Genomic DNA, 14,292 nt, shown 5'->3' on the forward strand with positions numbered 1-14,292 from the left:
ATGTTTAAGCAATTTACAGAACACATTTCGGGTGCCCAGGGTTACCTGTTATTTTCTCTGGGGATCTTCCTCGTATTTTTTATTGTAGTAGCTATCCTGCTTTTCAGGCTCAGGAAACAGCATGTAGATCATATGCGTAATCTGCCTTTGAAGGATAGTCATGGTGAATCCCTTAATTCTTACAACTTATGAAATACCGCCGCCTGTTAATTTTACTTGTATTGATGATACCGTTACATCCGGCAATGGCCGCCGATGACAGCCTGATACCGGGCGATTTGATGAACGAGATAGGGTATGGAGCAATTATAGCCATGCTGGCATTGTTTATTGTAGCAATGCTGGTGTTGCTCAGGGCGCTTAGGGTATTGACAAAAATAACGCTCCGGGCGCAGGGGTATACAGAAGAGCAGATCATAGCGGAGATGAAACCCGCCAAAAAAGTTAAAAAGCCTAAAACGGAGGTTTGGAACAAATTACTGTCGCTAAGACCGATGTCTGAAGAAAAGGAGCTGATCATAGCACATGATTATGACGGTATTCAGGAGCTTAATAATCCTATTCCAGGCTGGTTCAGCTACCTGTTTTATATCACCATTATTTTTGCAATTGGTTACATACTCATTTATCATGTATTTGGTGTTGGGCAGTTGCAATATGATGAATATAAAACGGAGATGGCCCAGGCAGACATTGCCAAAAAAGAATACCTGAGCAAGGCCGCTAACCGGGTTGACGAAACCACAGTTAAACTCGTTACCGATCAGGCTGTACTGGCTTCAGGGCAGGCGGTTTTTAAACAAAGCTGCGTTCCTTGTCATGGCGATCACGCGCAAGGGGTAGTTGGCCCCAACCTTACCGATGATTACTGGCTGCACGGCGGTAAGATCAATGATGTATTTAAAACCATAAAATACGGCGTACAGGCCAAAGGGATGCCCAATTGGGAGAAACAGTTATCGCCCAAGCAAATCTCGGATGTGGCAAACTATATAAAATCATTGCATGGCAGCAATCCGGCTAATCCTAAAGAACCGCAGGGCGAAAAAGATGCAGATGACGTTGCGGCAAAAGGCAAAACGATAGCAAAAATATAACGATTATGGACGGTTTACTGGCGGCAAAAGAAAACGGGAAAAGGCAGTGGATGTATCCGCTGGTACGTAAAGGCAGGTTTTATAAATGGAGAAGCTGGTTAAGCTATTTTTATCTCATTTTCTTTTTTGCCGGGCCGTTTTTACGAATCAATGGCCAGCCGTTGTTGCTGCTCAATGTGATAGACCGGCAATTTGTACTGCTGGGGCAGGTGTTTTGGCCGCAGGATATTTTTCTGTTCATGCTGGCTTCGCTTGTTTTTTTGGTTTGCGTGGTAATATTTACTATTGCTTTCGGCCGTATTTTCTGCGGTTGGATCTGCCCGCAAACCATATTTATGGAAATGGTTTTCAGAAAGATAGAGATTTGGATAGAAGGGGATGCCAATAAGCGTAAAAAGCTTGACGCTGGTGCCTGGACACGGGAAAAAATCATCAAAAAAACAGCCAAACATGCTTTGTTTGTATTGGTCTCCTTTCTGATAGCCAACACTTTCCTTGCTTATATCATCGGCAGCGAAAGCCTTGTTAAAATTATTGTTGAACCTGTTACAGCCCACTGGGTCGGTTTTATCAGTATATGGGTATTCACGATTGTATTTTATTTGATTTACAGCCAGGTACGTGAGCTGGTTTGCACATTGATATGCCCTTACGGGCGTTTACAAAGTGTATTGATTGATGAGCATACTTTAGTAGTAGCTTATGACGATGTGCGCGGCGAACCACGCGGCAAGTTAAGCCGTAACGCGGACCCCTTTAACCTGAAAGGCGATTGCGTTGATTGCAGCCTATGCGTTGCTGTTTGTCCTACAGGTATTGATATTCGTAAAGGAACTCAAATTGAATGTATCAACTGTACCGCCTGCATAGATGCCTGCGACCAGGTAATGGACAAGATAGGAAAGCCCCGCAACCTGATTGGCTACTTCTCCGAAAATATGATCAGGCTGAAAGAAAAGCCCTCGTTTACCGGGCGCATGATGGGATATACCGCGGTAATAACCGTGCTGGTAGCTGTACTTGGTTATTTTATTTTCAGTCGGAGCGATATGGATATCACCGTTATGCGCAGTGCGGGAATGCTTTATCAGCAACAGCCGGGCGGCTACATCAGTAATATTTATAATGCCGAAATCATTAATAAAACCAATCAGGATAGAGTGATCAGGATAGGGGCGGATGATCCGGCTGTTAAGATCAGTTATATCCAGGCGCCCGGACCGGTTGCAAAGGGCGGATCGGCTAAAACGGTGTTTTTTGTCATGCTCCCTGCATCAAAAATATATGCCGCCAAAACTACCATTAAACTGAACCTGTTGCTTGGCGGCAAGGTGGTTCAATCTGTTAAAACCAATTTTATAGCACCCACAAATGATTAAGCATATGAACTGGGGAAAAGGAATAGTAATAAGCATGCTGGCTTTTATGAGTTACATTGTAGCCATGGGCGTTGCCATGTTCAGGCAGCCCGACGATGTCGATCCGCATTATTACGAAAAAGGGCTTGCGTTTAATGCCGATTATGATAAAGAGAAGCAAGTACTTAGCGATAAAGCACAGCCATCGATCAGCGTTAACAACAATATCCTTTTAGTAAAGTTTGCAGGCCCGGTAAAGGGAGCAGTAGATTTAAAGCGCCCGGACGACGGCAAAATGGACAAACATATCAATCTGCAGAGCAACCTGGCAGGGAATGTGAATATCCCTCTGACTGATGTAAAGCCAGGTAGGTGGCAGCTTGTTTTTAATTGGGAAAACAATGGCAAAAAATACCTGTACACCAAAGAAATATTTATACCATGAGCACCAGTCAAATCGCTTTTTTTATAGGCTTGTTTGGCAGTGTTCACTGTATAGGAATGTGCGGCCCGCTCGCCTTCGCTATCCCAGTTAACCACAGTAGCTTTTGGCTGCTGTTGTGGGATAAGTTGGTATATAACCTTGGGCGTACTATAAGTTACGCAACCCTCGGCTTAATAACCGGGCTCATCGGTAAGCAATTATGGCTTTCAGGTTTGCAGCAGGGGGTAAGCATCATTAGCGGGATACTGATCCTGCTGGCGGCCGGTTCAAGATTGTGGAAGGTGAAAATTCGTAACAAAAGCAGTAGCAACTGGCTGCTGAAGCCTTTTAATGCGTTGCTTACTTATGCGTTACAGCACCGGGCCGGCCATTTAGCCATAGGCTTGCTGAATGGCTTTTTACCCTGCGGTTTTGTTTACCTGGCGCTCATCGGTGCGGTAAACACTTCATCAGTGGGTGCTTCCGTGCAATATATGGTTTGGTTTGGTTTAGGTACCCTGCCTTTAATGCTGGCGGTCACTGTTGGCAGTGGATTTGTTAACCAGGGCGTCCGAAGAAAGATGAACAGGGTGGTTCCCTATTTTATGCTATGCCTTGGCGTCTGGTTTTTACTGCGTGGGCTCGCGCTTGATATTCCTTATCTGAGTCCGCCATCGGCCAGCGGAACCGTTATTTGTAAGTAACACCATAGGTACATTGATGAGCCTCATGTTTATTCTAAATACATAATATTAAATTAATTATATGCACAGCTTTCATATACCTGTTTTAGGTTTGGGATACTCTGTTGATACACCGCTAAAAGTGGCCCGGTACGGTATCTCGTCCGTTGTTTCAATTGTTGATGATGAACTCGTTGAGCGTATGCGGCAGTATCATTCAACTCAAAATGGTTTGCCATTTACGCCTATTTTAAAAAGTGGGCCCGACAGCCGTTCAAAACGGATTACAGCCTATCTTAATTTATTAAACGAATTGGTAAATAGGCAGTTTGAAGAACTTAAACAAATGCCATTTAACCAGGGAATGGACATCGACCGTTACTTTAACTTGCTACCGGAGGCTTCGCCTTTAAAGCAGGGTTACGAACTGATGAACGAGTATCCCGAGGGGGAACGTAAACAGATCTTTCAAGATCTTTTGCGTGTTAAAATGAACAAAGGGGCAATTGATGTAAATATCATGGCCAAAGTTGATAAAATGAACTTTGACGCAGACGGCAATTATACCGGCGATACCCATACCGACGCGCTTGCCGCTTTAAAAGGTTTCGCTGAAAGCGATTTAGGTTCATCAGTGGTACTTTCGGCGGGCATGAACCCGAGGCTGTACAGTTACCTGGAAACTTTTAAGTGTTTTTATCCTGATGGCAATAACGAGCTCCGTAAACGGATCGTTTTAAAGGTGAGCGATTTTCGTTCGGCGCTGATCCAGGCAAAGTTTTTAGCAAAGAAGGGGCTGTGGGTATCAGAATTCAGAATTGAATCGGGTCTGAATTGCGGCGGGCATGCTTTTGCTACTGATGGCCTGCTGCTCGGGCCCATCCTGGAAGAGTTTAAACTGAAAAGGGAAAATATGATGCACGAACTGCTTGACCTCTATCAACCTGCACTTGCCGAAAGGGGGTTTACAGAGACCAGCCCGGCGCAAAAGATCAGCGTACAAGGTGGGATAGGCACTATGCAGGAAGATATTTTTTTGCGGGAGCATTATCAAATGGATGCTACCGGTTGGGGCAGCCCGTTCCTGCTGGTACCCGAAGCCACCAATGTTGATGAACATACGCTACAACAATTGGCAGGCGCCGGCCATGATGATTTTTATGTAAGCTCGTCGTCGCCGCTGGGTATCCTGTTCAATAACTTCAGCAAAAGCTCGGGCGAAGAGCAAAGACTTAGCAGAATAGCAAATGGCAGGCCGGGCAGTCCCTGCAATAAAAAATATTTGGTATCAAATACCGAGTTTACCGAACATCCCATTTGCACAGCATCACGTGAGTACCAGCATTTGAAAATAAAGCAGCTAAAACACAGTGAGCTTCCGGCAGCTGAAATTAAAAAGCAAATAGATGCTGTTACCGAAAAGGTTTGCTTATGCGAAGGGCTCTGTGCATCTGCTTATATCAAAAACGATATCCTGAAAGCCCGGGAAAACAAGGCAGTAACCATTTGTCCCGGACCAAATATCGCCTTCTTTTCAGGGGTTTATACGCTTGATGATATGGTTGGCCATATCTATGGGCATATCAACTTGCTTGAGGCAACAACCCGCCCTAATATGTTTATCAATGAGTTAAACCTTTATATCGATTACCTTAAAAAGGACATTTCGGGCTATGTAGCAAACCTCAACGAAAAGAAAGGAAAATACCTGCTCAAATTTAAAGACCAATTACAGCAGGGTATCACATACTATAAAGAATTAATACCGCAAATAAGCAACCAAACCCAGGATTACCTGGAGCGGATGCTGAAAGACCTGCTCTTATCAGAAGAGAAACTGCAATTACTAAATATCTAAAACAAAGAAACCGGGAATCGATCCCGGTTTCTTTGTTTAACTGATAGTTGGTGTTGTCAAAGCCTTATCCAGTCATACTGAATAACTGCGTAGTAGGCTTATCGGCCCATAGGCGGGCATCAAGCGCCATACATATATTGCGTAAAAAGCGTTTACCCATGGGGGTAACTGTAATGCACCATGAATTTAGCTCAACGAGCCCGTCCTGCTCAAATTGGCGCATACGTTCCAGCCCCTTTAAAAAAGCTTCACTTGTTTCATTATGGTTCCAACAAGTTTTGCCGTTACACATGATATTTAAAATATGCTTGCGAATGCTCAGATCATCGGTTGTAAGCATATGTCCTTTAAATACCGGCAGCTGGCCGGCATTAACTAATTGCAGGTATTCCTCTACTTTTTTTACATTTTGGGCAAAGGCATACCAGCTATCGCTTATGGAGGATACGCCCAAACCAATCATTAATTGGGTATATTGATGGGTGTAACCCATGAAATTACGGTGCAGCGTACCATTTTGTTCGGCTAAGTAAAGACTATCCGTGGGCAAGGCGAAATGGTCCATACCAATTTCATGATAGCCCAACGCTGTAAATAATTCGCGTCCGCATTCATACAAAGCTCTTTTATCATTAGCATCTGGCAGGTCGTTTTCGGTAAAACGGCGCTGACCGGGTTTTATCCACGGTACATGGGCATAACTGTAAAAAGCGATCCTATCGGGCATTAATTTCGCCACCTGGGCAATGGTATCCTTTAGCCCGTTGATGGTTTGAAGCGGGAGGCCATATATCAGATCGAAGTTAACGGATGTGTACCCGATCCGTCGTGCCTGCTGGGTAACCAGTTTTACCAGTTCAAAACTCTGGATCCGGTTAATGATAAACTGAACCCTGGGATCAAAATCCTGAATGCCGAGGCTTATCCTCCTGAAACCAAGATTGTATAAAACCTGTAAATGATCAACAGTTGTATTGGCGGGGTGCGCCTCAAAGCTAAACTCGGCCCGGGGATGGATAGTTGATGAATTTAATATACCATTGATCAGTATGGCCAGGTGTTCGGGTTTAAAAAATGTAGGTGTGCCGCCGCCGAGGTGTATTTCCCTGATAACGGGTTTGCTTTCAAAGGTATTGAGGTACATGGCCCATTCCATCAAAACAGCTTTAATGTATGGCTCTTCTACCCGGTGGTTTTTGGTGATGCGGGTGTTACAACCGCAATAGGTACACAGGCTTTCGCAAAATGGAAGGTGAATATACAGGCTGATCCCGTCACGATCGTTACTCTCCTTAAAAGAAAGCGATACTGACTTTCGCCATTCCTCTTCGTCGAAGTTTTCAGTGTTCCAATAAGGTACCGTAGGGTAACTGGTATAACGGGGAGCAGCAACGTTGTATTTATCAATAAGGTGCTGAGGGATTTTCATAAATATTAAGCTTTGGTAGTATCAACCGTTGATAGCTCACCGGTCGCTTTGCAGTTTTTTGCACACACACACGCATTTCCAACGCACTTTTTAGCCTGCCACTGATCAAGATTTTTTATGGTTTGATTAGCAATTTGCTGTAATGCCTCACTGGTTAAAAAAGCCTGATGGGGGGTGATGAGGACATTTTTAAACGTCATCAGTTTTTCCAGCAAAGGGTCCTTATCGGTATCATGTTGATGCTGCTCAAAAAACAGACCCTTTTCTTTTTCATAAACGTCCAGTCCTAAATAACCTATTTTACCGGCCTCAAGGGCTTGTAATGCAGCTTCAGTATCAATTAACCCTCCCCGCGAAGTATTCAGGAGCATGACTCCATCTTTCATCAAAGCAAGGGTGTCATTATTGATCATATGGTAGTTTTCAGGGCTGAGGGGGGCATGTAATGAAATGATATCGGCGGTAGCAAGCAGGTCATTCATAGACACTTGTTCAACCCCTGGCAAGTTTGATTTGACGATCGGATCATAGCCAATAACACGACAGCCAAAGCCATTAAAGATAGCAGTAACCGCCTGCCCGGTATGTCCCAGGCCAATAATGCCAACTGTTTTGCCAGATAAATTAAACCCCATGAGGCCATTCAGCCTGAAATCGAACAGATGGCTATGGGCATTTGATTCGGTTAAATGCCTGTTCAGGGCAAGTGCCATGGCAACGGTATGTTCGGCAATAGCCTGCGGCGAGTATTCAGGTACATTGGCCAGTTTTATGTTGCGCAAAGCTGCTGTTTCCTTATCTATATGATCTGTACCAACCGACCGGGTAGCAATATATTTAACGCCAAGATCGGCCAGTTGGTTGATAACATAGGCAGATACATCGTCATTGGTAAAAACAACCACCGCTTCCTTACCCTCGGCATAAACCGCGGTTTCAGAATTTAATGGGTTAGAGATAAGGGTAATATCATGTTTTTTTTGGTTCGCTCTGGCCAAAAATTCCTTTTCGAACGCCTTGATACTGTAAGCTACAACTTTCATCTGTGCACATTTATATTAAACAAAACTACCCGGATGGCACCGGCAAAACCATGAGTGCGGTCAGTGAAAAAAATGACCTTTGTCAGTTTCTCATTTTTACCAGCTTGTTAAGGTCTGTTATATTGATGGTTGCACCTTTCTTTTCTATCAGGCCTTCCTCTTTAAAATCAGAAAGCGTACGGCTTACCGTTTCGGTAGCCATACCGGCCATTGATGCCATTTCTTCCCTTGATATTTTAAATTCCTGTTTTTCGCCGTTTTGCTTGTTCAGCCTTACTAATACCTGTGCCAGCCGTTTCCTTACAGAATGGTAGGCCAGCTCGATTAGCTGTTCTTCCTTTTCTTTGATATTGTTTGACAGTATTTTCAAAAATTGCCGTCCAACGTCGGGATACCGGTCAAGCATGGTTAAAACGATATCTTTCGGCAGCAGGCATATGGCCGCGTCTTCGGTTGCTTCGGCAGTTTCGCCATAAGCATCATCAAGCAGCAGGGCATGTACGCCAAGGTAGTCGTCGGCTTTGTATAAGCCGGTCATCAGTTCCCTGCCGTCTTCGGCCAGTTTAAATGTTTTTATGCTGCCTTCCATTACCAGGTAAATTCCCTGCGGGCTATCGCCGTCGTAAAATAATACTTGTTTTTTTCTTATCTGCCTTATTTTTCGACTGGCTATCAGTGCGTTTAACTCGGCAGCGCCGTTGCGCGAATTGATGGCCAGGTGCTCTATTTTTTGCAGCGACCTGCTAAAAAATGCCTGTTGTTTTTCTTTTTTGCTCAACCTGCTATCAATGGCATTAAGCAATTCTATGTCGTCAAAAGGTTTGGTAAGATAATCATCGGCACCCATTTCCATGCCTTTTCTAAAGTCTACCCGTTCGGCTTTCGCGGTTAAAAATATAAAGGGTATATTATCCGTTTCGGGCGATTTGCTGAGCATGAATAACACGCCATACCCGTCAAGCTCGGGCATCATGATATCGCACAAAATAAGGTCGGGTTTATGCTTTATAGCTAAGTCCACACCAATTTTGCCGTTACCGGCCTGTAATACCAGGTAGCCGGAAAGCTCCAGTATTTCGGCGGTGCTTTCTCTTATATCGGTATTGTCTTCAATAATGAGGATACTTTTTTTCATGATTGCGAAAATGTGAGCGTGAATGATGTTCCGTAATTAACTTTGCTTTCAAATTGCACCGTGCCGTTGATCAGGCCAACGTAGCGCGCCACTATATTAAGGCCGAGACCAGTACCTGATATATTGCCGGTATTGTGTGCCCTGAAAAACGCTTCAAACAAGTGCTTCTGGTCACTTTCAGGGATGCCTATACCATTATCCTTAACCACAACAACCAACTGATTGCTGGCTACCTCCGTGTTAAATTCAATAAAGGTATTTTCGCCCGAGTATTTGATGGCGTTGCTGATCAGGTTAATGATGCAGTTTTTTAACAGTGCGGGATCCAATTTAAAAACACTGGTAGTACCGGTATGCTGATAAATGATATTTTGGTTTTGTTTGGCTACCAGTTGCATTTCTTCTGTTATTTCCTCGCCAAATTTTACCAGGTTAAATTCGGTAAATACGGGCTCGACCTTGCCGGCTTCGAGTTTTTCGAGCGACAGAAAATCATTCAGGATACCCGTAAGGTTACCTACCGACGTTTTTATTTTGGCGATGTGTTTGCTGATGTTAGGATTGCTAAACTCCTGCGCATATTTTTCAACAAGGATGGCCGACAATTGGATACTGCTCAGCGGGGTCCTGAACTCGTGCGAGGCCATTGATACAAAACGGCTTTTCATCTGGCCAAGTTCTTTTTCTTTCTCTAATGACAGGCTAACTTCTTCTTTAGCCTGCAGCAATTCGCTTACCGAATGCTTTAAAGAAATTGTACGCTCTTCCACCAGCTCTTCTAAATGGACGGCGTACTCCTTTAATCTTTCCTCTGCCTCCTTTTCGCGTGTTAGGTCATGGATAAAACCGGTATAGATTTTTCGGCCTGAAAACTGTACTTCACTTACCCCCAGGCGGAAAGGGAATACCGAGCCATCTTTTTTTAAACCCTTAACTTCGCGGCCAAAACCTATAATGTGCGCCTTGCCTGTGTTTTGATAACGGTTTATATAACCATCGTGCAGCTCCTTATCGGGCAGCGGCATTAAAACAGATACATTTTTACCAATTACTTCGCCGGGGCTGTATTGAAACAGATTACATGCTGCCGGATTGATAGATTCGATAATTCCGTGGCTGTTTATGGTAATAATGCCGTCTATGGCATTTTCAATAATTGCTTTTAGCAGCGCGGCATTCTCCATCAGCGTTTCCTTGTTTAATGACAAAGATCACGAATGGATTTAGTCTTCAATATGATGTGCCTCACCATAAAAAGTGATCACAATCACTTTTTATGGTGAGGCACAAAGTAAAAGGATGGTTGAGTGTAGAGCAACCATCCTTTTTTTACCTATTTTTAAACGCTATTCGATATGTTAAATAGAAAACAAAATATATGAAGTATACGGTACTGATCCTGATCTTATCCATGTTTTTCAATAACGAGGCACGATCGCAAAACATGATTTCGGGCGGAGACTTTAAGGACACTGATGGAAATCAGATTAATGCTCATGGGGCAGGGGTACTTTATTATAATGAGGTATATTACCTGTTTGGCGAAATTAAAAAAGGCAAAACCTGGCTGGTCCCCGGACAAAGCTGGGAAGATTACCGGGTTCCTGCAGGCGGGGTGTCATGTTATTCGTCGACGGATCTGAAACATTGGAAAAATCTGGGAACTGCATTAAGATCTGTGACAGGTGACCCGTCAAATGATCTGGATACTGGCAGGGTAATTGAACGGCCCAAGGTGCTTTACAATGAGAAAACCAAAAAATTTGTGATGTGGTTCCATAATGACAGAAATGATTACCAGGATTCAAAGGCCGGTATTGCCATAAGCGATTCGCCCGGGGGGCCATACACATACCTGGGCAGTATCAAACCAAACAACCAAATGCTGCGTGATATGACACTTTTTAAGGATACCGATGGGAAAGCCTACGTTGTTTATTCGTCCGAAGGTAACAACACTATGCATGTTTGCCAGCTGACAGATGATTATTTGAAGCCAACGGAACATTACACCCGGATTCTGATCGACAGAAACCGCGAAAGCCCGGCACTTTTCAAAAAAAACGGCAAATATTTCCTGATCACTTCGGGGTGCTCTGGTTGGAGCCCCAATGCGGCATCTTACGCAACTGCCGATAGCATCATGGGGCCATGGAAGGAGGTAGGTAACCCCTGCAGCGGTGCTAATGCAGAACAAACATTCTTTGCCCAGGGAAATTATGTTTTGCCGGTAAACGGAAAACCTTCAAGTTTTATCTTCATGGGAGATCTGTGGAACAAACTTGACCTGGAGAAATCCGGTTATTTGTGGATACCATTCGAGGTAATTAACGGCGAAGTGAAAATAATTAACTGATGTGGTGCTGACGATAAATTGGTGTTTAGTCCTTAGCCGAAAATCATAAATACTAAGTAACCCGATAGCTGAAAACGGGAAAGACCGCTATGATTTGTGTCTTTCCCGTTGTATGCCCGAAATTTGAAGTTGTGTTATTTTTTTAATTTATTTAAAATCAGTATCTTATGTTGACGGTTGAGCGTTGCGCAATGAATCGTTCAGCCCTGTTTCTTCGCAATATTATCCGTATATCATCCGTTCTTAAAGTTGAAAAATCTGTTTCATGATCACCCATTTTTCTCCTTCTTTTGCCCAGGGTAGTGGTTGTTGAAATAGCCACATGAGTTGCTCCCATTCCTGTACTTTAGGATTTAGCGCGTCCATTTCTTCTTTTTTCTTCGACTCAAAATGGTCGCTCGTTTCCATGATCATAAACAACCGGTTTCCCGTGCGATAGATCTGCATATCAAGAATTTCCGCGTCCAGTATGCTTTTGCGTATTTCCGGCCAGCTATTTTCAGCCTTATGCCAATGTTCATATTCCGCTATCAATTGCGGATCATCCTTTAAATCGAGGGCCAAACAGTATCTTTTCATAGTGATATTTAATTTTTACAGATAAGCGGAAGCGTATGATTCGTCAACTAAGCCATATTCTTTCATTTCTTTCCAAAATTGTGTTGGGATCTTTAATGAAGCCAGCGAAACATTTTGTGAAACCCTGTCGGGATTTGTGGTATTCAGGGCGATACTTTTAACGCCTGGAGCATTTAACCCAAAAGCCACGCAGGCATCCGCCGGTTTTATTTTATAATCTGAACATAAGCCATAAAACAACTCTCGCCAACGATGTAAATGTTTGTCTTTTACCGGATCCGTTAACCGATAGTTATAATAATCAGACCCGGTTAAAAAGCCGCCGTTAAAAACGGCGGAATTAATGATCAAAGTTCCTTGCTTTTCAAGCTCCTGCATAAATTCAATTAATTCTGGCGGATGGCTATGAATTGTCATGCTATTGGCGATCATTACCCAATCCAATTTTACATCCTGCGTTATCTTTTTGATGATCCGCCAGTCTTTCGAACCTACACCAATACCTTTTACTTTGCCATTCCGTTTCAATTCATTCAGCGCACGGTAGGCTTCCAATATGTCCCGATAGCGTTGTGCTTGTTCCTGTTTATCTTTTGCTGCATTAAGGTATTCATCAGGATCATGTACAGATACCAGTTGTGCACGATAATTGCCCAGCAACTCATTTCCCTGTTCATAACATTCCAGGATGCCTTCATAACTTATTCGCTGAACGGCGTCATATTTCAGGTCGCGCCAAACACCCGGTTCAAAAGAAGGTTCGGGGTTTTTTAACTCCGTACGCAGCCAGCCCAATTTATTACTGATCAGTACCTCCGATGGGGAGACATTTAGTATTGCCAAAGCCTTTCCCAATGATTCAAGCGCGAGCCCCGCGCCGTATTTCCCTGCTGAGTCAAATACAGCCGGTTTAGGAGAATGCCTGATACTTTCGGCAACAATAGCACATTTAACATCGTCCGGAAGTGCTACATATAAATTTCCTAATCCGCTGGTTCCAAAAATTACTTTAGGTAAATTAATTTTCTGCATATTGAAAATGGAGAATTGTTAAAGGATAGTTGAAGCCGGTACATTTTCCGGCCCCACTTTTACACGATGTCCTTTTAATCCAAAAAGGGCCACCACCGCAAAGCATACCAACGGTACCACATAACCATTTTGAATATTGCCAGTTACATCGCTGATATAACCGAATATCCTTGGTAAAACAGCACCACCGACAATAGACATAATGATCAGGCTGCTGCCAAATTCTGTATCAGCTTTTAAATCTTTTATACCCAGGGCAAAAATGGTTGGAAACATGATTGACATGAAGAAACAGATCCCAATTACTGTGTAAACCGTGATCATGCCGTGACCAAAAATGGCGATTGCGGATAGCAAAATATTGATACCCGCATAAACTGCAAGTAAAACAGCCGAGCTGTAATACCTCATCAGGAAAGTACCAATAAACCTGCCTATCAGGAATGCAAAACCACATAACCCCAAATAATCTGCCGCTTTTACTTCTGTGATGCCGGCAGATTTTGTGGCGTAAAGAATAAACAGGCTGAACACACAAACCTGGGCACCCACATAGAAAAACTGAGCGGCCACACCCCAAGCCAAATGACGATGCTTCAAGGCGTGGAAAATATTTTTGCTGGCAGCATGTCCCTCGTGTTGCTGGATCCGGGGCAGCCGCGTAAATGCAAAAAGTATCGCTATGAACACCAATACACTACCTAATATAAAATAAGGTGTTTTCACAGAAGAAGCCTCGGCGGCCAGTGCAAGTTTTCGGCCTTCCTCTGTCATGGCACTTAATTGTGCTGCTGTATAACCTTTGGTTAATATAATACGTGCGCCAATTATCGGAGCCAGCGTGGCAGCAAGCCCGTTAAATGATTGTGCAAAGTTAAGCCTCTGTATCGAAGTTGACGGATCACCCAATGAGGAGGCATAAGGATTGGCTGCGGTTTCTAAAATGGTTAATCCGCAGGCAATGATAAACAAAGCTACCAGGAAAAACGTGTACTGTTGCGTATTGGCGGCCGGTATAAACAGGTAGGAGCCAACCGCGAAAACAAGCAAGCCGGTGATGATGCCTGTTTTGTAGCCGTATTTTTTCATGATGAAACCTGCCGGTAAAGCCATCAAAAAATAGGCAATAAATACCGCGGAATCCACCAGCGTAGCCTGCACTGTGGTAAGCGTAAACGACTTCTTTAAGTGAGGTATCAATATCGGGTCGAGGTTATGTGCAAACCCCCACAGAAAGAATAGGCTGGTTATTAATATAAATGGAAAAAGAGTTTTATTCTTTGTCATGATCTGATCAT

General features: G+C 43.6%; 14 protein-coding genes. 7 read left to right on the forward strand and 7 right to left on the reverse strand.

All coding sequences use genetic code 11. The features are described from left to right. The 6 genes from FHW88_RS26740 (at nucleotide 1) to FHW88_RS26765 (ending at nucleotide 5,420) form a co-directional block, all read left to right on the forward strand. Entirely contained in the window at nucleotides 1–192 is a 192-nt protein-coding gene (locus tag FHW88_RS26740; protein WP_091170095.1) for a hypothetical protein, read from the forward strand. Next, the gene (locus FHW88_RS26745; protein ID WP_176628636.1) at nucleotides 189–1,097 is read left to right on the forward strand and encodes a cbb3-type cytochrome c oxidase N-terminal domain-containing protein; all 909 of its coding nucleotides are present in this window, start codon (nucleotides 189–191) and stop codon (nucleotides 1,095–1,097) included. The genes FHW88_RS26740 and FHW88_RS26745 overlap by 4 nt, the downstream gene beginning before the upstream one ends. 5 nt (nucleotides 1,098–1,102) lie before the next feature. Continuing rightward, nucleotides 1,103–2,476 carry a cytochrome c oxidase accessory protein CcoG gene (gene ccoG / locus FHW88_RS26750; protein WP_090533228.1) on the forward strand — a complete coding sequence of 458 codons (1,374 nt, stop codon included), beginning with the start codon at nucleotides 1,103–1,105 and terminating at the stop codon, nucleotides 2,474–2,476. A gap of 4 nt (nucleotides 2,477–2,480) precedes the next feature. Next, entirely contained in the window at nucleotides 2,481–2,900 is a 420-nt protein-coding gene (locus tag FHW88_RS26755) for a FixH family protein (RefSeq protein WP_176628637.1), read from the forward strand. Further along, complete coding sequence (locus FHW88_RS26760) at nucleotides 2,897–3,583, forward strand: sulfite exporter TauE/SafE family protein (protein WP_176628638.1); 687 nt, start codon at nucleotides 2,897–2,899, stop codon at nucleotides 3,581–3,583. The genes FHW88_RS26755 and FHW88_RS26760 overlap by 4 nt, the downstream gene beginning before the upstream one ends. Before the next feature lie 61 nt (nucleotides 3,584–3,644). Continuing rightward, on the forward strand, nucleotides 3,645–5,420 hold the full coding sequence (locus FHW88_RS26765) for a hypothetical protein (protein ID WP_176628639.1): 1,776 nt from the start codon (nucleotides 3,645–3,647) through the stop codon (nucleotides 5,418–5,420). Nucleotides 5,421–5,484: 64 nt separating this feature from the next. Here the strand turns inward: FHW88_RS26765 and hemN are convergent, their stop codons facing one another. From hemN to FHW88_RS26785, 4 genes are all read right to left on the reverse strand, one after another. Next, entirely contained in the window at nucleotides 5,485–6,849 is a 1,365-nt protein-coding gene (gene hemN / locus FHW88_RS26770; protein ID WP_176628640.1) for an oxygen-independent coproporphyrinogen III oxidase, read from the reverse strand. A gap of 5 nt (nucleotides 6,850–6,854) precedes the next feature. Then, complete coding sequence (locus FHW88_RS26775; RefSeq protein ID WP_176628641.1) at nucleotides 6,855–7,892, reverse strand: 2-hydroxyacid dehydrogenase; 1,038 nt, start codon at nucleotides 7,890–7,892, stop codon at nucleotides 6,855–6,857. Nucleotides 7,893–7,974: 82 nt separating this feature from the next. Continuing rightward, a complete protein-coding gene (locus FHW88_RS26780; protein WP_176628642.1) occupies nucleotides 7,975–9,027 on the reverse strand; it encodes a response regulator in 1,053 nt (350 codons plus the stop codon). After that, a complete protein-coding gene (locus FHW88_RS26785; protein ID WP_176628754.1) occupies nucleotides 9,024–10,211 on the reverse strand; it encodes a PAS domain-containing sensor histidine kinase in 1,188 nt (395 codons plus the stop codon). Before FHW88_RS26785 ends, FHW88_RS26780 begins: the two co-directional genes overlap by 4 nt. 194 nt (nucleotides 10,212–10,405) lie before the next feature. Between FHW88_RS26785 and FHW88_RS26790 the strand changes: the two genes are divergently transcribed. Beyond that, entirely contained in the window at nucleotides 10,406–11,383 is a 978-nt protein-coding gene (locus FHW88_RS26790; RefSeq protein WP_255485454.1) for a glycoside hydrolase family 43 protein, read from the forward strand. 243 nt (nucleotides 11,384–11,626) lie between these two features. On the opposite strand, the gene FHW88_RS26795 is transcribed toward FHW88_RS26790, so the two are convergent. Genes FHW88_RS26795 through fucP form a run of 3 tightly spaced genes read right to left on the reverse strand, consistent with a single transcriptional unit; the run spans nucleotide 11,627 to nucleotide 14,281 of the window. Beyond that, on the reverse strand, nucleotides 11,627–11,962 hold the full coding sequence (locus FHW88_RS26795) for an L-rhamnose mutarotase (protein WP_176628643.1): 336 nt from the start codon (nucleotides 11,960–11,962) through the stop codon (nucleotides 11,627–11,629). 15 nt (nucleotides 11,963–11,977) lie between these two features. Further along, nucleotides 11,978–12,994 (reverse strand): aldo/keto reductase, encoded by a 1,017-nt coding sequence (locus FHW88_RS26800; RefSeq protein WP_176628644.1) that lies wholly within the window; start codon nucleotides 12,992–12,994, stop codon nucleotides 11,978–11,980. Nucleotides 12,995–13,012: 18 nt separating this feature from the next. Continuing rightward, nucleotides 13,013–14,281: an L-fucose:H+ symporter permease gene (gene fucP / locus FHW88_RS26805; protein ID WP_090533208.1), complete on the reverse strand. Its 1,269-nt coding sequence runs from the start codon at nucleotides 14,279–14,281 to the stop codon at nucleotides 13,013–13,015. Nucleotides 14,282–14,292 lie beyond the last annotated feature (11 nt).

It is taken from the genome of Mucilaginibacter sp. SG538B, from assembly GCF_013376065.1.
In the GTDB taxonomy this organism is placed as follows: domain Bacteria; phylum Bacteroidota; class Bacteroidia; order Sphingobacteriales; family Sphingobacteriaceae; genus Mucilaginibacter; species Mucilaginibacter rubeus.